Below are 24,564 nucleotides of genomic sequence, written 5' to 3' on the forward strand. Positions count from 1 at the left end.
CAATTTTTTAGGGGGGACCCTCTGGGAAAAGCCGCGAAAAACGGCAAAAAAAGGGGCTTGGAGTGCAAATTTGCACTCCAAGCCCCAAAAGCCGGCGACAGTAATGAAACCTTGCCGGTGCGAAAGATTAGAAGTTGCGGTCAATAATCAGCTTGTCCAGATTCATCCAATCCTCATCGGTGACGAGGACGTTGTATTCGTCGTCCATATCCACCTGGATGACGATGGACTTGTCATCCAGATAGCCGATGGTGGGCACCTTGGATTCCAACAGGTCGATCAGCGTGGCGTAATAGTCCTCGGCATAGGTGTTGACAAACCAGTCCATCGCCTCTTCTTCAGACATAGAATCGGTATCGACCTCCTCATACCGGGCGAAGAAATCGGCAAAATAGGTTTCAGAGGCCTCATACACCTGATGGAGAATATCAATGGGCTGAACGACGACCTTCACAGCGTAGGTGCCGTCGTCCTGCTTGGCGGCGGGCTGGACTTCATAGCTGGATTTGGCATAGATCTCCTTATAGAGCTCTTCCGCCCTGGACACAAGCCCATCGCTGGGGCTGAGGTAGGCTTCCACGCCGTTGGGATCGTCCAGGCCGAACATATACAGGAAGTTGCTGACCTCACCGGTCAGGTTATTGGTGTACTGGTCCAGGGCGTCGCTCTTGGTCATGTTGCTGTAGTAATCCAGAAAGCCGTCGAACTCACCCTTGTAGGTGGTGTCCATCTCTACCTGGATGCACTTGCTGGCATCCTCCTTTGAGAGACCGCCGTCGTCACAGGCGGTCAGGGCGAACAGCATGGACAGGGCCATGCCCAGAGCCAGCAGGCTCTTGCACGCAGTCTTCATCTTGTTTCCTCCAATATTCATTCTCTTCTTTTTCTATTGTCCAGCTCCACTGGGAAGCAGAACGTCGCAGCAAGGGCCCGGCGGCGTCAGCCGCAGAGCTCGGCGATGGCCTGGGCAAAGATCTTGCAGGAGGTGACCAGGTCCGCCACGGGGATGCGCTCGTTGGCGCCGTGCATCTTAGGGTCGAAGCCGGGCATCTGGCAGCCGAAGGCCACGCCGCCGGGGATGTCGTGGACGTAGGTGCCGCCGCCGATGGCCAGGGGCTTCGCGTCCGTGTCGCCGGTGTACCTGACGTAGCAGTCCAGCAGGGTGCGCACGAAGGGGGAGTCGGCGCTGGTGTGGTGGGGGCCGGGGGCCATCTCGCCGTCGCCGGTGACGGCGATGCCGTGCTTTGCGAAGGAGGCCTCGCAGACCTTTTTGCAGTTATTCTCGTCGGCGCAGATGGGGTAGCGGACGTCGAACTTGCCGGTAAAGCCGGTCTCGTCCAGGCTCAGAATGGCGAAGTTTAGGGTGAGGGCCCCGGAGAGCCCGTCGGACTGGGCGATGCCCAGGGCGCGGCCCGCGTTGTCCCCGTGGGGGAAGAGGGCGTGGAGCGCGCCCACGGCCCCGGTGGAGCCGCAGTCCGCGAGGGGCAAGCGGCTCAGCAGAGCCAGCAGGGCGGTAATGGCGTTGCAGCCCTCGTCTGGGGTGGAGGCGTGGGCGTTGCGGCCCATGGCGAGGACGGTCACGCCGCCCTCCCGCTCCTCCACCGTGAAGGCCGCGCCGGTCTCGGCGGAGACGGCGGCCAGGAGGGGTTCGACGTCCCCGACGGTCAGCCCGGCCAGAGCGGCCTGGGCCTCGGGGGGCACCACGTTGGTGCGGAAGCCGCCGGTCATTGCAGTCACCCGGGGCAGGGCGTTCGAGTGGGCCCACCTCATGCCGAAGTCGGGGTGGTAGTGGCCCTTCTCAATGTTGATGACGGGGAAATCCGCGTCGGGGGAGAAGGTGTAGGGCGCGTAGGGGTTGCGCGCGAAGTAGTAGGCGATGTCGGAGGAGCCGGACTCCTCGTCGGTGCCCAGGATGGCCCGGACGTTGTACCTGAGGGGGATGTCAAGGTCCCGGACCGCCTTCATGGCGAAGAGGGCGGCCACCATGGGGCCCTTGTCGTCCGCCACGCCACGGCCGATGAGCAGGCCGTCCTTCTCAATAGGGGCATAGGGGTCGCTGTCCCAGCCCTTGCCCTCGCCCACCACGTCAAGGTGGCCCAGGATATGGAGCTGGGTGGGGAGGCCATTCAGGTCGGCGGTGCCCACATAGCCGTCGCAGTTGCCGGTGGCGAAGCCCATCTCGCCGCAGAGGGCCAAAGCCTCCTCCAGGACCATTGCCGGGCCTTCCCCGAACGGCTTGCCGGGGAGGGGGGCCTCCGCCACGCTGCGGATGGACACCAGGCGGCAGACCGCGTCCACCAGCTCCCGCTGGCGGGCCGGATCGTCAAAATAGGCGCTGATTTGCTCCTCGTACATGAAAGAACCTCCATCATAAGGCGGGCGGCCGCAGGCCGCCCCAATTGGTGTAGATCGCGTTATTCCTCGTCCGCGCCGGAAGCGGTCTCGCCGGACAGCTCGCCCAGGTATTTGTAGACCGTGTACCGGGATACCTGGAGCCGCTTGGCCACAAAGGGAACGCTCTTGCGGTAGGAGAAGGCGTTTTTCTGGTCCAAAAGGGCGATAATTTTCATCCGGTCCTTTTTGGTCAGGGCGGAGACCGGCTTGCCCACGGCGTTGACGCACTCGTCGAAAATGGCGGAGAGTTGGCTGTCCCCGCCGCGCCACATGGCGCTCTGGAGATCGGCCTCGGCGCTCATCAGGTCCACCAGAATGCGGTTGGCGTAGACCAGGGAGGTGTAGTCGAAATTGATACCCAGGGCCAGATTGTAGCCCTCCCCGATGAGGTGGAAGGTGCTGCTTTTGATTTGCTGGCCCGAGGGTGTGGTGGCGTAGAGATTGACGAAGTCGGTGACCAGGGCGGTCTCATCCAGGGCCAGATCCGTACCCAGGATATCCATCGTGGAGCCCACAGCCCGCCCGGAGATCTGTCCGTTATAGATGGACAAAATGGGGTGGGTGGGGTCCCCCATGTCGTGGACCAGGGTCTCGCAGGAGGCGCCGAACATCTCCGCGATGCCCCGGGCGGTCCGGTCCAGAAACTCAAAAGCCTCTTCCCGCGTCACGGACAGTCCCTCCCTTGATATCATAGAAGAATTATAGACAATTGTAACCCGCGCAGCCATAAATTGCAAGTCTATTTGACGCTTTTCAGTGCAGGGACGCGCCAAAAAAGTGAAGGGCCTATTCAGAATATATGGGCAGTTTATTGGGATACGGAAAAAAACGGGCGTCTCAAAGAGACGCCCGGGACAGACTGTCAAAAATCCATCCGCAGAGAAAGCCTTTCAGAGTTGCGTCGTCCGCAGACGACGCAATCAAATAAATATCCGTCATTTCTGGGACCTGCGCCTGAGAAATGACATTTTCATGACGGCTGGGGCGACTTTTTCCCATGAAATTGAGCCCCAGCCGTCATGCGGCCTTTTGTCAAAGAAGCCCCTCGGGGCTTCTTTGACAAGCTGGCCCGGGAGAAAAAGAGACGGATCGTCGGGAAGCGGATCGGAGTGCGGTCACTCCTGGCGGAGGGTGAAGAAGTTGGTGTCGGTGACGAAATTGGCGGCGCTGTAGAGGACGACGGCGGTGTCGATACCGTTATCACGGATATACTGGGGAATGGAGTAACGGTAGTAACGCAGGTCAATGAGATGGATTTCGGAGAAGTGGGCGGTGAGGAAGGGGACCAGGCTGTCGGTGTAGGAGTCCCGCAGAATCAGGAGCTTGGGGCCGTCCACGTTGGGGTTTTTGATGACCCCCAGGGACTGGTTGCCGCCCATAAAGAAGGTGTACTTATCCTTGATATCCAGCTTGTCCCAGTTATAGAGGCTGCCTGTCTCGGGTGCGCCGGTGAACCAGGACTCCACCTCCACGCCTGGGTCGGGGACGTAGATATCGATGTCATCCGGAGCCACCCAGCGCACGCCGGAAGAGGAGAAGGTGGTGCCATAGAAGCTGTCGGACACGGTCTGCTTGGTGTACTGCTCCAGGGGGACGGCCTCCATGCCCAAAGCGTCCATGAGGGAGACGTAGCCGTAGTACGCGCCCAGGCTGGTCCAGTGGTGGTCGGTGCGGTAGTAGACGTCCTCGTCCCGGTGGTCCCACAGGTTCTGGTAGGAGTCATAGTACCTGGCGGTGGTCTTTTGGGCGATCTGGTCGATGACGGCCTTCTGGTCGGCGTTGGGCGCCCCCTCGGGCAGGCGGTCCGCCCAGATGGACACCGAGCCGGGGATGATGGAGAGGTAGACCGGGACGCCCGCATTCTGGACGAACTGGTCCACATAACCCAGATTGGTGTCAAGGCGCTTCTGGTCGGGCTCCTCAAAGCGGGAGATTAGGGTGTCCTCCCTGCCAAAGTAGACGCCGTTGTTCTCATTTTTGCCCAGGGCGCGCTCGGTGGAGGATTTCATGGCCACCCAGCCGTCCCGCAGAAAGAACTGGTCGTTGCAGTAGGTCTCAAAGGAGGACATAAACTCACTGCTGAGCAGGGTTTTCACGGTGGGGGTGGGGAGCTGCTGGAGCGGGCGGTTTTCCAGCTCGGAATTCGTCCGGTCCGGCGAGACCGCGCCCGCCGCCAGGAACACCCCGATAAAGGCGCAGAAGAGGGCGGTGATAAAAATGCAGTATTTTTTCGACATGGGATTACCTCCAGGGCAGGACCCTTGCCCCCGTACCGGGAGGGAGGGCCACGAAGTGGCGGGTGGAATTCCCCCGCTAAAATCTGAAGTACAGGAACGGATTGTAGGTGGCGTCCACCAGGTAGGCGGTGGAGAGCACCAGCCCGCCCAGCAGGAGCACGGGCAAAATCACCTTCATGGGCTTCTCCGGCAGCCTGTCCCAGAGCCTGGCGGACAGCGGCGTGGAGGCCACCACGGCGATGATGAGCATGGGCAGGTAGGAGCGCAGGTAGTAGCCTGCCGCCGCGTCGGCCAGGCCGCCGCCGGCGAAGCCGAACATGGCCGCCAGCCAGGCCCCCATCCGGGAGAAGTCCTCCACCGCGAAGAGGGCCCAGGAGATCATCAGGAAGAAGAGTGTGTAAATATGCTGTACCGCGGCAGGGGTCTTCCTGAGGTACTGGAGAAGGAAGCCCTTCTCCAGTATCAGCATGGCGGCGAAGAAGAGGCCCCAGAGCAGGAAGTTCCAGCTGGCCCCGTGCCAGATGCCGGTTGCCGCCCATACCACAATGAGGTTGAAGAAGAGGCGGGGCTTGCTTACCCGGTTGCCGCCCAGGGGAATATAGAGGTACTCCCGGAACCAGGAGCCCAGGGAGATGTGCCACCGCCGCCAGAACTCAGTGAGGGATTTGGAGATATAGGGGTAATTAAAGTTGCGCATAAACTCGAAGCCCAGCATCCGGCCCAGACCCACGGCCATGTCGGAGTAGCCTGAGAAGTCGAAGTAGATCTGGAAGGCGAAGGCGAGAAGGCCCAGCCAGGCCCCGGCGGTAGTGAGCTGCTCCACGGGCATGGCCTTATAGGCGTCCCAGAGCATACCCAGGTTGTTGGCCAGCAGCACCTTCTTGGCGAGACCCACCACAAAAACCTGCACACCCGAGGCGAACTGCTCCACATGGTAGGTCCGGTGGTCGATCTGGTCGTCCAGATCCTTATATTTGATGATGGGCCCGGCGATAAGCTGGGGGAAGAGGGTGACGAAGGTGCCGAAGTTCACGATGTTCCGCTGGGCGCGGGCGTCGCCACGGTAGACGTCGATGGTGTAGCTCATGGTCTGGAAGGTGTAGAAGGAGATGCCGATGGGGAGGGACAGGCCCAGGGTGGGCATGAAGCCGATACCCACCGACCGGAGAGAGCCGGCGATAAAGTCCCAGTACTTAAAGAAGAAGAGCAGCGCCAGATTGAAAAAGACCGATGAGGCCACCGCCCAGCGGGCGCCCTTGTCGTTCCCCCTGGCCTTGCACTTCTCCACCAGCATACCGTGGGTATAGTCAATGGCAATGGAGGCAAACATGATGACGATGTACACCGGCTCGCCCCAGGCGTAAAAGATGAGGTTGAAGACCAGCAGAACGGCGTTGCGCCATTTCAGGGGTGTAATATAGTAGATGATTAATACGACGGGTAGATAGAAAAACAGAAAAAACACGCTGGAAAAGACCAAGTAAAACCCTCCTGCCGGAAAGACGGCGGGGGAGACGCCCCGCCCCGCAGATATTTTGCGCGAAGCGGTTTTCGCACCGCTCGTCTCACCCGGGTATTATACCCAATTTACCTCATTTTGTATAGCTGTTAAATGCCTCGGCCATGGTGTCGGCGTGCTCGTCAATGCAGAAGAGGACATAATCGCCGTTCACGATCAGCTTGTAGTTGTCCACCAGAACCTGGTTGGCGGGGTACTGTCCGCCGCCCTTCAGGGTCTCCAGCCGGGACTCGCAGGCTGCCTTGACAGTGTCCGCCTTGCCGGGAGCGGCCTGGATGATGACGAACTCCGTCACGTTGGCGGTGATCATAGGCATCTTGCCGATGAACTCCACCACGTCGGCGCTGTCAATCCCATAGAGGTCGGAGAGCAGGGCGCTGTCGATATCCATCAGCTCGGGCCGCTCCAGGCCGGAGACCTGGTTCCACACCGACTGCACCGCCGAAGCCTCGGGGGCGGGGGTATCGCTGGGGGCGGGCGTCTCAGAGGGCTTGGGGCTCTCGGCGGGCTGCTGGGAGGGGGCCTCGGGTCGTATGACCTCGGTGGCCTGGGGAGGCTGGCTGGGGTCGGCGGGCTCCGGGGAGACGGTCACGCCCTCATCCGGGTTGGCAGGGGGGAGCGGAGTGACCTCGGGGGCGGCGGATTCGCTGGGCGTGGGGATTGGCATCGTGGTGACGGTGGGATTTTCGGAGGGGTTGACGCTCTCGGTGGGGAGTGGAGTCGGTGAGGGCGACGGAGAGACACCGCCGCCCGGGCTGCCGCAGCCCGCCAGCAGAGAGATACTCAGCGCCCCGGCCAGGGCCAGGGAAAACAGCTTCTGATTTTTCATGTCAGGGCTCCTTTTTCTTGATTGTCGGTTGATTTGGTTATAATGTGTCCCGATTTGCTTAACCGCAGTCTTTGACGGCCCGCGGAGGCAAAAAGTTCCCGCCCGCAGCAAAACAGGGAGGAAATTATCCTCCCTGCTTCGTGTGCTGGTATGTATCCGCACTGTGCGGCGGGTAAACGCACCGCATCCGCCCAAGCCGCGCCGCATCCCGCGGAGAAGGGCTTGGGGCCGGAGCTAATTTTCTTCGACATGGCTGCGGATGCGCTGGGTGATCATATCCAGGGCCACCAGATTATGCCCGCCGTCCAGCACCACGATATCGGCGTACTGCCGGGAGGGCTGGACGAACTGCTCGTGCATGGGCTTTACGGTATCCAGGTACTGGCCGATGACGCTGTCCAGGCTACGGCCCCGCTCCTTCACGTCCCGGAGAATGCGGCGGAGGATGCGCACGTCGGCGTCGGTATCCACGAAGATCTTGATGTCCATCAGATCCCGCAGCTCCTTGGGGTGGAAGATCAGAATGCCCTCCACAATGACCACCTTGGTGGGCTGCACCTCCACCGTGTCGGTGGAGCGGTTATGGATGGTATAGTCGTACACCGGGCAGTGGATGGTCTTTCCCGAGCAGAGGGTCTTCAGATCCTCCACCATGAGGCCGGTGTCGAAGGCGTCGGGGTGGTCGTAGTTGAGGGCGGCCCGCTCTTCATAGGTCATGTTGGGGTGGGCCTTGTAGTAGTTGTCGTGGTATACCACAGAGACGTCGCCGCCGAAGTTGTCAATCAGATGCCGGGTCAGGGTGGTCTTGCCGGAGCCAGTGCCTCCCGCGATGCCGATCACCATTGTTTCCATGTCCAACCCCTCCAGAGTCGTATTTTGTAGAGATTATAGCATAGAAATGTCCCGCTGTTAAGAAAGATTTGCAGCCGTAGGCGCGTAGACGACCTCCTCCGCTCCGCCCGCCGTGGGAGTGCGGCAGAGGCCTGCGGCGCCGTAGTAGTAAATATAGTTGCCCACCACCAGCGGGTCGTAGAGCTTCTCACGGAGGAGGACGGAGTGGGTGCCTTCCAGGGCGTCGCCCCCGCCGCCTGCGGCGGTGACGGAGCGGGTGGGGCCGTCCCAGTCCACATCGTACCCCAGAGCCTCAAAAAGGGCGCGAAAGGGGACCAGGACCCGCTGGCGGTCCACTGTGGGCGGCACGCCGAAGGAGAGCGGCTCCCCATCCAGCAGGACGGCGGGCGCATCTGAGGCACCGGCAGGCAGAGCGAGGAGCAGGGCCATCGCGCAGACCAGCGGGGCGAAACGGAGCAGTTTCATTTAAACACGCCTCCTTTTCCACAGGATACCATATCAGAGGGGCAAATGCCAGCCGGACGGCGGAAATGATGGTGAAGACGCAAAATTCCATGCATTGCTGAAAAAATAAAAAGAGCCCGCTTGACGGCGGCACGGCCAGGGGCGGGCGGGCGAACGCCGCCCTGGCAGACAAGTACGCTGCCCTCCATGACGCATAACTCTCGGCGTCCGAGGCCGCCGCCTGTTACAGGCGTTTATCGGGGCTGTGAAGATGCGCCAAGAATAAAATCAGGGGAGCGGGACTCATGTCCCGCTCCCCTGATTTTATTCTCATTGCGAATGGCCTGCCGGCTGCCGGCAGGGGAAGCGCATCAATGCTCCAGCATCTTTTTGGCATTGATCTCTTGGAGCCAGCCATCCACATTTGCAAGCAGCTCCCCGTAGAGGGCGTGGTCGGTGATATCGTCGATATCGTCCATCTTGATAAATCCCGCGTTGGCGGTATGGCGGCCGTCGATCTCGTGCAGGCGCTCCAAAAGGCCGTATGCCTCGCCGTGGAGGCCGATGAACTGCCAGAAGACGGGAAAGCGGGAGGTCTTGATTAAGATCTCCTCAATCTCCCAGTCGGAGTGGATGCGTCCGTCGGTGAGGAAGAGCACCACCACGGGCTTGCGCAGGGCGCCGTAAATCATCATGACGTCCCGCATGGCCTCCGGCTCGTTGTTGTACTGGTAGTTGAGCATGCTCATCCACCGCTCAAAGCCGCCGGCCTCCGCGAAGGTGTAATCCCGCACATTATCCATGGTCACCGCGCCGAATTGGCGGCTCTTGGCCCCGAAGGCCCAGAAGTCCATGGTCCCCGCGTCGGACAGGGTGCTGGCAAAGGCGAAAAATTTGTCCACAGCCCGCTGAATGCGTCCGTTATGGTAGGTATCAAACATGGAGCCTGACGCGTCGGCGCAGGCGACCGCCTGGATTGGAACATCCGCCACCCTGGGATAGGCCGCCAGGGATGCAAACATGTTTTTATAAAGGCTGGCGAGGTACTCCGTGTCTCCCCGGCACTGACGGGCCAGGGCGTCCATCCGGGCGCATACGTGGGTGGGCAGGGCGCTGACGATGCTTCGCACGGGCGCGGGCCCGGAAACCCGGGCGGAACCACGCGCAGGGCCGCTGGAAGGTGCGCCTGCGCGGCTGCCGGGGGGAGAGGGGGGCGCGGGCGCGGGGCCCGGACGGGAGGGAGAGGGAGGCGTATGGGGGGCCACAGTGCCGCCGAAGCTCTCCACCAGGGCCTTCAGGCCGCCGTTAAAGCCCCGGCCCACGGCGTTGAAGCGCCAGTCGTCCCCCCTGCGGTATATCTCGCACACCACAATGGCCCGTTCCGCATGGAACTGGGCGCTGTCGTAGGAGAAGCGGGCCACCTCCCGGCCGTCCCGCAAAATGCCGGCATAGCCCTTTTCCAGCTCGCGCATGGTTCGGGTGCCGTCAATGGAGGCGGTGAAGGAGAGCTTGGCAATCTGGGGGGGCAGGGCGTCCAGCCTCAGGTGGAAACGGACGGAGCCGCTGGCTGCGCCGCTTGAGACCGAGACTTCGCCGCCCGGAGACTGCTTCTGATTGTAAAAAACAAGGTAGCGCTCGTCCGAGAGGCGGCCTGCGTCATCCAGGCCGAAGCAGGATACGTCAATCTCCAGCGGAGCTTTGTGATAGAGCTCCACCTCCAGCTCCAGGCCCCCGCAGAGCTGCCGGATGGATGCTTTTTGACCGCGCAGAAGGTCCATAGGGATATGCCCCCTTAGGTGTTTGAGGTGAGTTTCTCAGGGAAAATGAGCTTGCGCAGGGTGCCCACCGGCAGAATGATGAGGGACAGCAGGGCAACCACGCCCCACTCGCTCAGGGTCAGCGGCGCGGTGCGCAGAATTGGCCCGCCGATGTAGGTCATCAGCACCTGAACCACGGCAATCAGACCCATGACATACAGGAAGGTCCTGTTCTGCGTGATGTTGTCGAAGATGTTGATCTTCTCCGTGCGGGCGTTAAAGCCGTTGAGCATGGCGCTGAGCACATAGAAGCAGAAGAAGCCGGTCATAAAGTAGATGTCGTGGCCGTTGTAGATCATCTCGCCGTCCAGGCGGAAGAGATCGCGGAAGAAGGGGTGAAGGAGGAAGACCATGCTGGCGGCGGTGAGGTAGATGCCCATGGTGAGCAGGGACGACCACATATTTTTGCTGATGATGGACTCGTCCCGGCGCTTGGGCTTTTCATCCATGTAGCGCTCCAGCGCGGGCTCTCCGCCCAGGGCCAGGGCGGCCAGGGTATCCATGACGATGTTGACCCAGAGCATCTGGGTGACGGACAGAGGCGTGCCCATGCCGATAAAGGGGCCGATGAGGGCGATCAGCACGGCGCTGATGTTGATGGTAAGCTGGAAGACGATGAACTTTCGGATGTTGTTGTAGATGGTGCGGCCGTAGAGGACGGTCTTGACCACACTGTTGAAATTGTCGTCCAGGATGGTGATCTCAGCGGCCTCCTTGGAGACCTCGGTACCGGAGCCCATGGCGAAGCCCACGTCGGCCTTTTTGAGGGCGGGGGCATCGTTCACACCGTCGCCCGTCATGCCCACCACCAGGTTCATCTCCTGGGAGACGCGGACCAGGCGGCTCTTGTCGGTGGGCAGCGCCCGGGCCACCACCCGCAGGCGGGGCAGGGCGGATTTGAGCTCCTCGTCGGACATAGCGGCCAAATCGTCGCTGGTGAGGGCCAGATCGTCGGCTGACTCAATGAGCCTGGCGTCGCGGGCTATGGCGGCGGCGGTCTCCTTCTTGTCGCCGGTGACCATGACCACCTGGATGCCGGCCCGCTTGGCGGTGCGGATGGCCTCCACGGCCTCCGGGCGCAGCTCGTCCCGGATGCCCACCATGCCCACGAAGGTCATGTCCTGCAAAAGGTGCTCGCCAATCCGGTTATCGGAGGTAGCGAAGGCCAGCACGCGCATGGCCTTCTCGGAGAGGGCGGACATGTGCCGCTCCAGCTGCTCGCGCACCTCGTCGGTCATGGGGTGGACCTGAAGGTCCTCGCCGTAGTAGGAGGTGCAGTAGGCCAGCAGCTTTTCCGGCGCGCCCTTGATGATGGCCCGGTCCAGTTTGCCCCTGAGGACGCTGGCGGAATACTTGTTGGCGCTGTTGAACATGAGGCTGTCCTCACATTCCAGCTTATAGTTCTCGTAGGTGAGGGTGCCGTCCACGCCCACGAATTCATGGAGGGCGCGTTCCGTGGCGTTGCCGCCGGTGACCTGGAGCACGCCGTCGCTCACCAGGGCGATGGCGTTGGTATTGCCGCAGATGTTGATCAGCAGCATCTCCCGCAGCGCGTCGGGTATAGAGGGAAAGGATTGGTAATCCTTTCCCTCGGGGGAGATGAAGTCCACCACCTGAAGGCTGCCCTTGGTGATGGTGCCGGTCTTGTCGGAGAAGAGGATGTTCAGGCTGCCCGCCGTCTCCGCGCCGTCAATTTTCCGGATCAGAATGTTGTCCTTGAGGAGCTTTTTCATATTGAGGCCCGAGACCAGTGCGATCATCATGGGCAGGCCTTCGGGTACCGCCACAACGATAATGACCACTGCCAGAGTGACGGAGGATACCAGATCCCGGAGGATCTGCATGAGGTTGGGCATGGAGAAGTACACGTCCGCGCCGGGCAGGAGGGTGGGATTGAAGAAAATGCAGTTGATCATGAAGGCGATGGCGATGAGCGTGCCGCCGATGTAACCGAACTTGGAGATGGCATCGGCCACCTTGCCCAGCTTAACCTTGAGGGGGGACTCGCGCTCGTCGTCCTCCTTGAGCTCCGAGGCCAGCCGGCCGAACTGGGACTTGTCGCCCACGCACTCCACCCGCATGACGGCCTCGCCGCTGGTGACCACGGAGCCGCGGTAGACCTTGTGTGTGTCCAGAAAATCAATTTGCTCCGCGTCGTACTGGTAGCCCGGCTCCACGGCGGTCTTTTTCGCGTCCTCGCTCTCACCGTTCAGGCTGGCCTGGTTGACCTTGATATCGCCGTTGACGATGATGCCGTCGGCGCAGACCTTATCGCCCGCCTGGAGCAGCACATAGTCGCCGGTCACGATGTCGTCAATCTTCAAATCGCGGATTTTGACCGTGCCGTCGTGCCTGCGGAATACCTTGCACAGGATTTTGGAGTATTCGTCCTGGAGCTTCTGAAAGAGCTGATTGTTGGAATACTCGCTATAGGTGGACACCGTGGTGGCCAGAATAACCGCGATGGCGATACCCACCGCCTCCAGCCAGTCGCCCACGCCAATGATGGCAAACACCACCGTAATGACCAGGGCCACGGTGAGGATGCGGATGAGGGCGTCGCCGCGGAAGGTCTCCCAGAGCTCCTTCCAGAAGGAGCTCTGCTCCGGCGGTGTGAGCCCATTGCTGCCGAACTTTTTGCGGCTTTCTTCCGCCTGCTGCTCAGTCAGCGCGTCGATCTCATGATTTTTCAGCATTCTATCTTTCTCCTAGTATTAGATGTAGCACTTCCTCGGTCCCGGCTTCGCCGGGGGCCGAGGAGAAGCGGATGGGAAAGCCCCAGTCCCCGCCGTCCAGCTCACAGCCGCGCAGGGACCAAGCTGTGCCGCACGCGCGGAGCATGGGCAGGTCGAACCAGGAATCCCCGAATCCCACGGTATCGGAGTCGCCCTCCAGGGTCCGGACCCGGTCCAGAACCCGTCCCTTGTCAATTGCAGACGGGGAGAGGTAGAGCTTTTTCCGCTGCCGGAAAAGCGCCCAGCCCTTGCGGCTCAGCTCGGAACCGAGCTGGCCGCAGGCCGCGTCGTCAAATCTCTCCTCATCCACAAAGAAGACGGCCAAATACTCGTACTGCTTGGAGAGGCACTCGATTCCGGGGAGAACTCTCTGTATCCAGTCCGCGCCGGCGCCGAGATCCAGGGGGAGATCCGCCACCGTTCGGCGGACCCAACCGGACCACTCTCTGTCCTCCACGCCGTCCCGGTAGAGGTACAGGCCGTTTTGAAGGGCCAGATAGCGGCAGGCGCCGTCTCGTACAAAGACCACCCGCCGGGCCTGCTCAAGCCCCCGCAGGGTGTTCACCAGGAACACGGCGCGCTTTTGCAGCAGACCCAGGGCGGAGAGCGCTCCGGGCGTCATAAATCCGGCGGGCGCTCCCTGGCGGTACTCGGCGGGAACCACAGGGACGTCCCCCGTCAGCCGCCGCTGGGAAAAAATGAGGGTGCGGTCAAGGTCGGCGGAGAATATCATTCCGCGCCACCCCGCTTGTCCGCGATGAGACCGCAGCAGAGGTAGGGCATATCGGGGTAAACCGTGACGGGCACATTCCTTTCGCGGGCGAGCAGGATGATATGTCCCACATCGGGATGTCCGGCCTCCCGCAAAAGCACCCGGTCGGGCACCCGGCGGAGGAGCACCCGGGTGGTCTCCCCAATGCTGGGCTTGATGCGGTTTACATCCCCTATGCCGAACGCCTCGCCAATTCGGCGCACCGCCTCCATGCCCCGCCAGTCAGGCGTGCGGTCCGAGGAAAGAAGGGCGCGGTACAGGGCGTCGATGTCCCCGCGCAGGGGTGCGAAGTGACGGCAAACGCCGTCCAGATAGCGGGCCGTCTGATCGATGGACGCAAATTCCCGGTAAACCCGCACGCCGTGAAAATCGTCCGGGCCAATCAGCGCGGCGTTGTGAACGGTGCGGCTGATGAGGCCGCAGACCGTACTGTTGAGGCAGCAGGAGGGGTTGATAAAATCCTCCCGGGTGGCGTAGAGCGAGCAGGAGTGGGCCGGGTCGGCCAGCACGGCCAGTATGGGGCGGAGGCCTGCACCGCTGCGGGCGTTGAACTGTGCGCAGGACTCCTCCAGCTGCCGGGTGATCATTCCCTTGCCAGTCCAGCCGTCCACAAAGACGGGTGTCCGGTCGGGATGGCGCGAGAGGAGGCAGCGCATGGCGTTTTCGTCAAAGCCCTTGCCTCGGATGATGCTTACGCCGTAATGGGGCAAATCCACCCCCAGCTCCCGCCCGGCGTAGCGGCGCATGAGCACCCCGCAGGGCACGCCCGCCCGCACCAGGGAAACCAGCAGGGGTTTTTCGTACGCCTGGAGCACCAGCCTGGTGAGCGCGCCGGTATAGAGGGCCACCCGGGGGAGCTGACTGTCCATCAGGCGGTCGAAGACCGCCATATAGGCGGCGCTGGGCACCTGCTCAATGGGCAGATCCTCGGAGTAGTGCCGCCCGGCCTGAATGTCCCGCTCCCGGAGGGCGGTGTCCCGCTCCTCCACCTGCCCGGTCACGTCCTTGAGGAGCAGGGTTACGTCCTCCGGGTCAAAGCTGCCCGGAGGGATGGGGATAGCCGTGGTCATAATGCGCATACCGTCACTTTCTCCGCGCCCCTGGACGCCAGGTAGGACGCGAGCTGAGAGAGGCCCTCCTGACGCAGGGTCTCCCGTTCGGAGAAGACAAACGCCGCGCTGCACGGCTCCTCCGGCACGTTATAGAGATAGCCCGCGCCGCTGTAGCGGTCCGGCGGATCGAAACAGACTCCGCATGTGACGGCAGAGCCGGCGAGGGGACGGACGGGACTCTGAGTCGTGGAGTGGAACCGCCCCCCTCCGCAGAAGAACGCAGTCAGAGCCGGGCCGTAGATGAACTCCCCGGTGCCCAAAAAGAGGGCGTCCGGAGCCGCGGGGCCAAGGCGCTCGGCCAGCTCCCGGCACCGGGCCCGCTGGGCGGCCAAGTCTTGCGCCGACTGCAGAAAGCGGTCGGACAGATTGCCGCAGCGGCGGTCCTGCAAAAGCGCGGCAGCACCGGCTGCGCCGCGCAAATCCGTCAGACAGCCGTCGGGCATGGCGCCCTCTTCCACGCCGGAGATGCGCCCGCGGATCAGCGAGACCGCCCGGATTTCAATGTTCAGCTCCCGCTCCAGCGCCAGGCGGTTGTCCCCGGCGCTGTTGTCAAGCAGGCTCATCAGGGTAAAGCGGCGGATGCCGTACGCGCTGTGGAGCTGACGCACCAAACGCAGGGCGGTGTTTCCGGTGGTCAGCTCGTCGTCCACCAGCACGGCCTGGCGGCAGCCCGCCAGGAAGGGATCGTCCGGATTCAGGTAGAGCATATGGGTGCGGGCGTGGGAGTGGGACTCGTCAAAGGTGAGGAAGGAGCGGCCGGGGACCTCCAGCCGGGTGGTGCTGATGTAGGCCGTTTCCCCGTCAAAGCAGTCCGCCACGGCCCGGGCAAGGCCCGTGGCCGTCTCCGCAAAGCCCACAAATAGGGTGCGGTCCGCCTCCGTGACGGTGTGGCGGGAGCACTCCAGCATCTCCCACACATCGGCCGCGGGGCGCTGGGCGCCCCGGAACAGGTCCGCCCAGCCGCAGGTATCCTCCTCCCCCAGGTACGCCAGGGCGAGGAGCTTTCCCGCCGCCAGAAGGGCGGAGGGACGGATGGGCAGGTGCTTGCCCAGTACGCGGCTGACAAAGAGGAAGGAGCGCTTGCTGTTGCGCCGGACGGCCAGCTCGAAAAGGTCCTCGGGCTTCAGGCCGAATCTGGAAGCATGGACCTCCATGTGCAGACGAAGCGTATCGCCCAGAGAATAAGAAATCATCCTCACAGCCGGCAGCCTCCGTCGTGGACGGCCCGCAGCAGGCCGCGCGCGTCGGTGCCCTCCTGGTAAACGCCGTAGACGTCGGCCTGACGCAGGAGTTTGGCCGCCCAGAGCGCGTGGGGCTTGAGCTCGTTCATTTTGTTCTGACGGAGGCTGGGCAGGACCCCCAGACGGCCCTGATCGCCGCCCAGGACGGTGACCGCGTCATGGTAGACCTCATAGGGGACCACATAGCCGGCCTGCACGGGCAGAAGCTGGGTGGGATGGACGCAGGTCTTGCCGCACACGCCGTTTTGCTGGTCGAGATAGACCTCGTGCATCAGCCCCTCAATCTCGCCCCAGTTTTGGGTGGCCCTGGCCCGGGCGGCGGTGGAGTAGTACTCCCACACCGGACCGCTCACCGTGTAGCGGTCCTCCGTGCCGAACACCCGCACCACATCGGCGATGCAGTTTGCAACCATCGTCACACTGTAGATGGGGGTGTCGGGCCCACGGCGGATGCCATAGAGCCCGCACAGGTCGGTGGCCCCTACGCGCATATTGAGGATGTGCTCATAGTGGCGGTCGGTGACCGCTCTGAGCTCCCTCAGGAGGCCGACGCGGTCTCCGCAGAGCATCAACTCAGCGGATTCCAGGATGGGCATGGCGTAAAAGGGGTCCTTGGCACGGCTGTTGATATCGGACACCAGCCTCAGGTAGCGCTCCAAATCCGCCCGGCAGACCTTGGGCAGGACGACCCCGGTGAGTACGGTGCTGTAGCGCACGAAGAGGTCCGCCATGCGCTCCAGCATATCCGCGTCCTTCACCCGCACGAAGAGCAGGGGCATGCAGTCACGGGGCAGAATGCCCTCCCCCACGGCGCGGTCGAGCTGCTCGAGCTGCCGCCCGGTGTTCTCCACGGCGTTCTCCCGCTCCTGATCGCCCACGGAGTCCTCCAGACAGATAGCCATGGAGGAGAGCCCCTGCACTTTTCCGCGGATGATGATGTGGGCGATGGTCTGGTTCACTCCGGGAATATACAGCAGCCCCCCCACGGCGATGCGGAGGGCGTCCCGGTCGGTGGTTTTGTAAAAGGGCTCGCTCTGGCGGGAGAAAAGGCTGGAGCGGTCGCCCTCTGATAAGTAGTTAAAGTATCTCATGTAGCCTCTTTCAGCAACCCCCGTGGACTGGCGCTGTACGCCGCTCCACGGGGGCAGTTAGGGGAGTATGTTTTCAAAAAATTACACGCTCAGGCCGTACTGACGGCAGAGGGCCTCCAGGCCGCCGTTGAAGCCGGAGCCCACGGCGGAGAACTTCCACTCGCCGTTGTGGCGGTACACCTCGGCAAAGACGATGGCGGTCTCGGTGGAGTAGTCCTCGCCCAGGTCGAAGCGGAGCAGCTCCGCGCCCGACTGCTTGTCCACCAGGCGGACAAACGCGTTTTGAACCTGGCCGAAATTCTGGGCCCGGGCCACTGCGTCATAGATGGTGACGGTGACGGCAATCTTCTCCACATAGGCGGGGATCTTGTCAAACTCAATGGTGACGGACTCGTCGTCGCCTTCGCCCTCGCCGGTGCGGTTGTCGCCGGAGTGGGTCACGCCGCCGGAGGAGAGGTTGTTGTAGAAAATAAAGTCGGAGTCGTGTGCACACTTGCCGCTGCTGTCCAGCAGAAAGATGGAGGCGTCAAGATCGTAATCCGAGCCGCTGTCGTACTGCTTGATATCCCAGCCCAGACCCACCAGCGCAACCTTTAGGTTGGGAGCTTCCTTGCTCAGGTTCACCTTCTGACCCTTGGAGAGATTAATAGACATGGTGTATTCCTCCTCTTATTGATATTTGCGCACCAGATCGCTGATGCCGGGCTCATAGCCGGGCTGGCCGATGGCGGAGAATTTCCAGGCGCTGCCCTCGCGGTGAATCTCGCCCACAATCATGGAGGTCTTGCCGGAGTAGTCCTCGGTGAGATTGTAGCTGGCAATCGTCTCGTTGGAGCCCTTGTCCACAATGCGGATGTAAGCGTTTTCCACCATACCGAAATGCTGCTTGCGGTTCACGCAGTCGTAGATGTTGACCACAAATACGATGCGGTCGATGCCTGCGGGTACGCGGGTGAGGTCCACCAGCACCTGCTCAGAATCCTCCATGCCGCCCATGGTGCCTCCCACCAGATTGTCGCCGCAGTGGTGGACGCACCCGGTTGCGTGGTCCTTATGGTTGAAGAAGATGACCTCCTCCTTGGAGGGAACCTTTCCGCTGGCGTTCAGCATGAGGACGGATGCGTCGATATCCACATCCACCTTGGCCTTGAACATACCCAGCAGGCCGCCGCTCTTCTTGGCTTCCTTCCAGCCCAGGCCGACCATCAGGTTGGTGAGCTGAGAGCCGTCTTTTTTCGTCAGATCAATTTTCTGACCCTTTTGCAGTGAAATCGCCATAGGTTTACACCCACCTTTTATAGTATAAGTTATACACTCAGGCCGAAATTGCGGCAGAGGGCCTCCAGCCCGCCCTGGAATCCGGAACCGACGGCGGCGAACTTCCACTCAGCCCCGTGGCGGTAGAGCTCGGCCACCACGATGGCGGTCTCGATGGAATAATCCTCACCCAGGTCGAAACGGAGCAGCTCCTCGTTTTTGGCGGTATCCACGATGCGGATGTAGGCGTTGGACACCTGGCCGAAGTTCTGGCTGCGGGCCTCGGCGTCGTGGATGGTGACGGTAAAGGAGATCTTCTGCACACTGGAAGGCACCTTGCTCAGGGTGATGGTGACGGACTCGTCGTCGCCCTCGCCCTCGCCGGTGCGGTTGTCGCCCGCGTAGATAACGCTGGCTGCGGCGTCCTGGGGGTTGTTATAGAAAATAAAGTTGGAGTCGCTCTCCACCTTGCCGCTCTCGCCCGTCATAAAGACGGACACGTCCAGATCGAACTCATGACCGCCGTCATACTTATTGGTATCCCAGCCCAGACCGGCCAGAATTTTGTCCAGGCCCGCGTTGCCCTTGGTGAGGTCGACTTTCTGACCCTTGGAAAGATTGATCGGCATACGATTAACACTCCTTCTGATTCATTATGGCCTTATTTCATCTCCGCCCTGCGGAGTGGGGTCGCTTACATATGTACCCGCGCCTGGAAATCGTCCTTGAGCGCGCTGAGCCGGGCCGCGTCGGCAGTCCTCTTCACGGCGGCGTCGGACTGGATCTTCTGAGTCTCCTCAATGCCGGAGACGATGGTCTTCCAGGTCTGCTCCAGCGTCTCTATCTTGATGGAGCTGGAGGAGGCGAGCTGCGCCGTCAGCTTGGTCTGGTCGGCGGTGTTCTTCGCGTTTTTGAGCAGCATCTCGTTGGTGCGCTGGTCCAGGGCCTCCATGGCCTGGGCCTGGATTTTCTGCCGCTTGAGGAGCACCGCCTGGGTCAGGGCCTGCTTGAAGACCGGCAGGGTGATGATAAAGGCGGAGTTGATCTTGCGGATCAGATTTAAATTGCTGAACTGCATGGACTGGATCATGGGGATGGACTGCATTGCCACATTCTCCGCAATCCGCAGATCCATCACCCGCTGGTCGAGGATGGTGCGGGCCTGCTGCATGGCGCCGTAGTCGAGCTGAAGCATGGTGTCGCCCGGGTTTTGGGCCAGGTCGCTCTGCATCTGGGCGAGGTAAGCGTCCATCTCGGCCAAGCCCTGCTCTCCGGCCAGGATGTATTTGACCAGATCCTGATAGAACCTCACATTGGCGTCATAGATGGCCTGGAGCTTCTTGTTGGACTCCCCGATCTCCACCTCATACTTCTTGAGCTCAATGTAGATTTTGTCCACCTCTTCACCCATGGTGTGGTATTTGGCTAAAATCTGATCAAGCTGTTTTTGGAGGTTGCCGAAGAGCCTGCCCAGCACGCCCTTGCGCTCGTCGGCGGCGATCTCCTCAATGTCGAACTTGTCCATAATGCGGCCCAGGGTATTCAGCAGCGCGCCGGAGTCGTTCACCTGGCTCATATTAATACTGTTTAAAATGGTGTCGGAGCACTTGGCGATCTCGCCCGCCACCTCGCCGCCGAAGGAGACGATGGTCTGGGGATCGTTGACGCAGATCTGGCTGACCAGCGCGTCGACCTCGGCGGAGCCGACCAGGGTCTGGTTCATCTCCTGACGCTGGGCGGCAACGTCGAAGGGCTGGGGCTCCTCCAGCATGGGGGCGGGCGCCTGACGGATTTCGTCCTGGCGGGGGGTGTATTGCAGGGCCATAGGATACCTCCTTATTGATAAAGCGTATGGGCGGAAGGGTCAGGGGCGGCCGGCGCCGAACAGGCGTCCCAGCCAGCCCCCGGATTCTCCGGCCCGCCTGCTGCGCAGGTCGGGAACGGTGAGATCGAACAGGAATTCCCCGGCGGTCAGCGTGTCGAAGCTGTCCGGACGGAGGTGGGACTCCAGATTCCGGTATCCCGTGGGCGTGAAGACCGCGATGTCGAAGCCCACCAGATTGAGAAACGCCAGCAGGATGCATTCCTCCAGGGAGAAGAGCGTCTCAGTCACATCCACCACCAGGAACTTGGGAATGGTCCGGGTAAAGTCAAAATTCTGCAGCAGCCGCAGAAGCTCCTTGTCCAGATTCGTGAGCACCGACAGCATTGTGGCGGTCAAGTCGCCCCCGCCTGTAATGAGGTCGTAGTCCATAAGCGCTTGGATTTTTTCCAGCATATAGTCCTGGGTGTCGTCCGGAAGGTAGCCGTAGCGGTAGAACTGGGAGGCCTTCAATGCCTTGGGGTCCAGGCGCCCGCTGTGGAGGAAGGCGCGGGCCTGCGGGGCGCTCATGGACGGGCCGCTCAGCTTGAGGAAGGGCAGGGAGGTGACCAGATAGGTCTCCTCCGTCACCATCGCCCGGATGCGGTCCCAGTAGAGCGCCAAATCCCCCTTGTCCACGCCGCAGACCTTGGAGAAGAGGTTGGGCACATACACCACGCCGCCCTCGGTCTTGAAGGAGGGGCGGTACTGGGCCTCCTCTTTCCAGAGCTGCTCCACCTCGTCATAGGTGGTTTTGAGCGTGACCGGCTGGCTGCGGGCAAATTGTCTGTCCCGAAACATGCCGGTATCGCTGTAGAGAAGCTGATCGAGTTCCCTGGAGGCGTTGTAGGCCGTCGTCCCCGCCCGCACGCGCTCTTCCCGCTGGGGGAAGGGCTCGGAGGGCAGGGAGCCCTCGAAGCAGCATTCCAGCCAGAGGGGCGGCAGATAGTGCCCGGCAAAGGCCTTGCGCGCATCCCTCTCGGGACAGAAACACAGCACGTCCACACCTGCCTGGGCCATGGCCCAGAGAAAGGTGATCTCCGACTCGGCGGCGGTTCCGTAAAAGACCAGGGCCGGCTGACGCTCCGCCCGGTAGCCCTCAAAGAGAACCTCCGCGTACCGGCGCAGCCAGCAGGCCAGCCGCACGCCGCGGTTGAAAAGCCGCACACTGTCCTGCTCCGGGCTTCGTTCCATCGCCAGGGCGAAAGCCCGCTGAAGCAGCAGCGCCTGGACCTTTCCGCAGTTTGGAGTCAGCCGGTCGGCCAGGGCCCGGATCAGCGCCCCGCGGGGCGCGCTCTTGTCCACGGACAGGAAGGGGGCCGTCTCCGCAGCGGTGGGGGCGGGTGGCTTCTGCTCCAGGAGCCGCCATACCTTGCCGGAGGCGTCCAGGGCCCGCTTGAGGCGGAAGAGGCGGTTGCGGTACTCGCTGCGCTCATCCGCGCCGAAAACGGCCGCGAACAGAGCGCAGAGCTTGGGCTTGGGTCCCAATGCGCGCTGGTCGCAGGGAAGAAGCACCGCATCCCACACCGGATTGTCCCCCACCCAGGCGTTGAGGGAGACCGCGTCGTCCAGCCCCGTCCAGGGCGGGGGCGGGAGAGGCGAGGGTCTGGGGGGCGGCGCGGGCCTGGCGGAAGCGGATGCAGGGCGCTGCGCCGGTGCCGGCGAGCCGGCGGGACTGGCGGCAAAGTGGGGGCTGGGGGGCGAAAAAACGTCGCCCTGCACCAGTTGGGAAAAGGCCAGCGTGGGGTCGGCTTTTTTGTAGGACTCCTCGGAGGCAAAGTTCACGTACCATACGTCGCAGCCCGCCCGGTGCAGCAGATGGAGAAGCAAAACCTCATATTTGGTGATATTCCCCTCAAAAAGCACCTTGGGCGGCGAGGCCTTCCCAATTCCCATGAGCACGTGCCCCAGCAGGGAGCGGAACCAGCACATAAACTTGATGTAGGCGTTTTTAATGATGTTGTCGTTGGCACCCTGTGCCTTCAGGACGGAGAGCGCGTCCATAACGGCCTGGGCCAGCGCCTGCCGCTGAGCGGGGCGCAGCTGCCCCAGCCATACGGTCATGTGCCGCTCAACCAGCGCCCGCTCCGGGAAGAACTGCGCGCCCACCGCCTCAAAAAAGCGGGTGGTCTCCGGTTCCGTGGGGTTGGCGATACCGCTGGGCAGGTATAAGCCGCCGTTTTTGGTCAACTGATAAAATTTTTGCAGGAGGGCTGTGGTCCTGCCCTGCCCGTCCCGCCCGATGACGCGCAGAAAGCTGGGGGAGGACGGTGCGCGCTGATTCAGCGGCAGGAAGCAATTCTCCATACGGTCAATGCCCGTCATAGCGTATAAGCTCCTCTTAACGGCTGTTGCTGGTGTTCATATTCAGCCCCTTGGTGCTGGTGGCGCCCATCATGCGGGCGGTGTTGATGGTGCTGTAGACCTTGATAGTAGGGGCCAGCCACACGCTTCCGGTACCCCGGTAGACGTTGACCAGACCCTCTCCGCTGACGGCGGAGCCTAACAGGCTTTTGGCGGAGCGCTCCACAGTGAACTGAAGGGAGGCGGAGCGCAGCACGGCAAAGTTGCCGTCCACCCGGAGCACATCGTTATTCAGCTCTATAATATCGATCTCGCAGGAGGGGACGGGACACTCCAGCACCACCAGTCCGGAGCCGGACAGGGAGATCTGGAAAAGCCCCTCGCCGCCGGCCAGAGCGGAGGAAATATTGCGCTGGGCCACGGCCTTGACGGTCACGCCGCCCTGGGCACAGTAGAACATCCCCTTGTCCACGATGATCTCTTCCCTGTCCAGCTGGAGAACCAGAAAGTGGTTGAAGGAGGGCTCCAGCACCAGCATACCGGTGCCCCGGTACTCGGGCTGGGCCATAGCCTCACCCGTGACAGCGCCGGAGAAAAGGCGGCCGAGGGCGTTGCCCGCGTTCACGCCGGAGACCATCTCCAGGTTCCCCTGAAAATAGCTCATGGCCCCCGGCTCCACCGTCACCATATCGTTGTTGATATACACCGCCACCTGGCGGGCGCGCATATTCTGCTTCTCCATAAAGTAGAGATCCATGGCCGCGCTGGTGTTGGTGGAGCCCAGCAGCTTCTGGTATTCCATGACCTCGATTTTGACACCGCCGCTCTCGGCTGAGTCGATGATTCTGATGTTCTCCCTGGTCCCGACCGCACTGCGCATAGCGACCGCCTCCTTCTCTTCCGTTTACTTTCGTCCGGCCACCCAGCGGAACCCAAAGTGGTAATGCTTATCCACCTCCCGGTGGCCGGCAAAGAACCTGTCCTCACGCCTGACCTCCAGGGAGCCGCTCTTTCCCGAGAGGCTGGCCAGCACGCAGAAGCGGTCCCGGCTGTCCGGATTGTCGATGCGGATCTCAATGTCAGGCGAACCCTTCTGCTGGAGCACCACGGTGGCGTCGGTGCCCCGCCAGTTGGGCACGCCCTCGTAGATATAGGCGAATACCACGGCGAAGTCGATGAGCTCCGGGCGCTTGAAGAACATATTCTCCCCGCCCACACTGGCCCCTGAGCGGTCGTCCTGATCCAGCAGGATGAAGGGGAGGCCCGTGGCGCTGCCGAAGGAGTTGCCCAGGGCCTGGATGACCCCCTGCTCTCCGCTCCTGAGGCGGTACATGCAGGCAAGGTCCAAATCCACGGCCCCGCCGCCGCCGAAGAGCTTCTTGCGCCCGGAATTCCAGTTGAGGTTGACGTGGATTTCACCGCTGTTTTTGGAAAGGTCGATCTTGTGGCTGTCGCCGCTCTTCTTGAGACTGATTTTGCTCAGGTTGACCTTGGGGGGTTCGGGCGCAGGCTTCGGCGCCGGAGGTACGGGAGCGGTGGCGGGCTGAGCGGCCTCGCCGCCGAAATGGGCCAGGAGGGCGTCGAGCCCGCCGTTGAAGCCGCTGGCGACGACATTGTAGCGCCAGATGCCGTCCTTTCGGTAGAGCTCGCAGAGGATGAGCGCCTTCTCCTGGACGAAGCCCTCGCCGGAGAAGCGGTAATCGGCGCTGTTTCCGCCGCCGCTGAGAGAGATGACGCCGCCGGCGATATCGCACATGGCCGCGCCGTCGGCGGCCACGGTAACGACCAGCTTTTGAATCTTATCCGGCATACGGGAGAGATCCAGGCTGAAAACCGTGCCGTCGGTCCCCGCCTGCATGGTGATTGCGCCCTCGGGTGACGCGGCCTGATTATAAAAAATAAAGTACCGATCGTCTGATAGCTTGCCTGCCGCGTCCACACCAAAGCAGGTGCAGTCGGCTTCGCCGCTGTTCATGCGCACCGATACCCGAATCTGAACCTGCCGGGCGTCCGTCAGGTCGGTCATTTTCAACTTCTGTCCCTTTTGAAGCTCCATCCGGAAATCAGCCTCCTTCAAACATATATCGGTCCGGGATGCC

The 24,564-nt window shown here is 62.0% G+C and carries 21 protein-coding genes; all 21 read right to left on the minus strand.

Going from position 1 to position 24,564, the window contains the following annotated elements:
- Nucleotides 1–127: 127 nt before the first annotated feature.
- Nucleotides 128–853, minus strand: coding sequence for a hypothetical protein (locus H8S62_RS10100; protein WP_186919173.1), 726 nt, complete (start codon nt 851–853; stop codon nt 128–130).
- Nucleotides 854–939: 86 nt separating this feature from the next.
- Nucleotides 940–2,355 (minus strand): Sapep family Mn(2+)-dependent dipeptidase, encoded by a 1,416-nt coding sequence (locus H8S62_RS10105; protein ID WP_186919174.1) that lies wholly within the window; start codon nt 2,353–2,355, stop codon nt 940–942.
- A 59-nt stretch (nt 2,356–2,414) separates the two neighbouring features.
- Nucleotides 2,415–3,062 (minus strand): PAS domain-containing protein, encoded by a 648-nt coding sequence (locus tag H8S62_RS10110; RefSeq protein ID WP_173023860.1) that lies wholly within the window; start codon nt 3,060–3,062, stop codon nt 2,415–2,417.
- Nucleotides 3,063–3,509: 447 nt separating this feature from the next.
- Nucleotides 3,510–4,631 (minus strand): DHHW family protein, encoded by a 1,122-nt coding sequence (locus H8S62_RS10115; RefSeq protein ID WP_186919176.1) that lies wholly within the window; start codon nt 4,629–4,631, stop codon nt 3,510–3,512.
- Between the two features lie 76 nt (nt 4,632–4,707).
- Complete coding sequence (locus H8S62_RS10120) at nt 4,708–6,111, minus strand: MBOAT family O-acyltransferase (RefSeq protein ID WP_155150018.1); 1,404 nt, start codon at nt 6,109–6,111, stop codon at nt 4,708–4,710.
- A 112-nt stretch (nt 6,112–6,223) separates the two neighbouring features.
- Nucleotides 6,224–6,979: a DUF4358 domain-containing protein gene (locus H8S62_RS10125; protein ID WP_186919178.1), complete on the minus strand. Its 756-nt coding sequence runs from the start codon at nt 6,977–6,979 to the stop codon at nt 6,224–6,226.
- 234 nt (nt 6,980–7,213) lie between these two features.
- On the minus strand, nt 7,214–7,831 hold the full coding sequence (gene udk / locus H8S62_RS10130) for a uridine kinase (RefSeq protein ID WP_155150013.1): 618 nt from the start codon (nt 7,829–7,831) through the stop codon (nt 7,214–7,216).
- Nucleotides 7,832–7,888: 57 nt separating this feature from the next.
- A complete protein-coding gene (locus tag H8S62_RS10135) occupies nt 7,889–8,296 on the minus strand; it encodes a copper amine oxidase N-terminal domain-containing protein (RefSeq protein WP_155150011.1) in 408 nt (135 codons plus the stop codon).
- Between the two features lie 350 nt (nt 8,297–8,646).
- Nucleotides 8,647–10,053, minus strand: coding sequence for a VWA domain-containing protein (locus H8S62_RS10140; protein WP_186919179.1), 1,407 nt, complete (start codon nt 10,051–10,053; stop codon nt 8,647–8,649).
- Between the two features lie 14 nt (nt 10,054–10,067).
- Nucleotides 10,068–12,788: a calcium-translocating P-type ATPase, PMCA-type gene (locus tag H8S62_RS10145; protein WP_186919181.1), complete on the minus strand. Its 2,721-nt coding sequence runs from the start codon at nt 12,786–12,788 to the stop codon at nt 10,068–10,070.
- Nucleotide 12,789: 1 nt separating this feature from the next.
- Complete coding sequence (locus H8S62_RS10150; protein WP_186919182.1) at nt 12,790–13,560, minus strand: HAD family hydrolase; 771 nt, start codon at nt 13,558–13,560, stop codon at nt 12,790–12,792.
- Nucleotides 13,557–14,678: a cysteine protease StiP family protein gene (locus H8S62_RS10155; protein WP_155150002.1), complete on the minus strand. Its 1,122-nt coding sequence runs from the start codon at nt 14,676–14,678 to the stop codon at nt 13,557–13,559. Before H8S62_RS10155 ends, H8S62_RS10150 begins: the two co-directional genes overlap by 4 nt.
- On the minus strand, nt 14,666–15,904 hold the full coding sequence (locus tag H8S62_RS10160) for a phosphoribosyltransferase domain-containing protein (RefSeq protein ID WP_173023737.1): 1,239 nt from the start codon (nt 15,902–15,904) through the stop codon (nt 14,666–14,668). Before H8S62_RS10160 ends, H8S62_RS10155 begins: the two co-directional genes overlap by 13 nt.
- A 2-nt stretch (nt 15,905–15,906) precedes the next feature.
- Nucleotides 15,907–17,043: an HpcH/HpaI aldolase/citrate lyase family protein gene (locus H8S62_RS10165; RefSeq protein ID WP_186919184.1), complete on the minus strand. Its 1,137-nt coding sequence runs from the start codon at nt 17,041–17,043 to the stop codon at nt 15,907–15,909.
- Nucleotides 17,044–17,124: 81 nt separating this feature from the next.
- Entirely contained in the window at nt 17,125–17,697 is a 573-nt protein-coding gene (locus H8S62_RS10170) for a TerD family protein (RefSeq protein WP_155149996.1), read from the minus strand.
- A 15-nt stretch (nt 17,698–17,712) separates the two neighbouring features.
- The gene (locus H8S62_RS10175) at nt 17,713–18,321 is read right to left on the minus strand and encodes a TerD family protein (protein WP_155149994.1); all 609 of its coding nucleotides are present in this window, start codon (nt 18,319–18,321) and stop codon (nt 17,713–17,715) included.
- Between the two features lie 29 nt (nt 18,322–18,350).
- Nucleotides 18,351–18,929 (minus strand): TerD family protein, encoded by a 579-nt coding sequence (locus H8S62_RS10180; RefSeq protein ID WP_155149992.1) that lies wholly within the window; start codon nt 18,927–18,929, stop codon nt 18,351–18,353.
- 65 nt (nt 18,930–18,994) lie between these two features.
- The gene (locus tag H8S62_RS10185; RefSeq protein ID WP_186919186.1) at nt 18,995–20,125 is read right to left on the minus strand and encodes a toxic anion resistance protein; all 1,131 of its coding nucleotides are present in this window, start codon (nt 20,123–20,125) and stop codon (nt 18,995–18,997) included.
- A gap of 39 nt (nt 20,126–20,164) precedes the next feature.
- A complete protein-coding gene (locus H8S62_RS10190; protein WP_186919188.1) occupies nt 20,165–22,486 on the minus strand; it encodes a YceG family protein in 2,322 nt (773 codons plus the stop codon).
- A gap of 16 nt (nt 22,487–22,502) precedes the next feature.
- The gene (locus H8S62_RS10195; protein ID WP_155149986.1) at nt 22,503–23,345 is read right to left on the minus strand and encodes an AIM24 family protein; all 843 of its coding nucleotides are present in this window, start codon (nt 23,343–23,345) and stop codon (nt 22,503–22,505) included.
- A gap of 24 nt (nt 23,346–23,369) precedes the next feature.
- On the minus strand, nt 23,370–24,521 hold the full coding sequence (locus H8S62_RS10200) for a TerD family protein (protein WP_173023519.1): 1,152 nt from the start codon (nt 24,519–24,521) through the stop codon (nt 23,370–23,372).
- Nucleotides 24,522–24,564 lie beyond the last annotated feature (43 nt).

Source organism: Lawsonibacter faecis, from assembly GCF_014287675.1.
GTDB lineage: Bacteria > Bacillota > Clostridia > Oscillospirales > Oscillospiraceae > Pseudoflavonifractor > Pseudoflavonifractor faecis.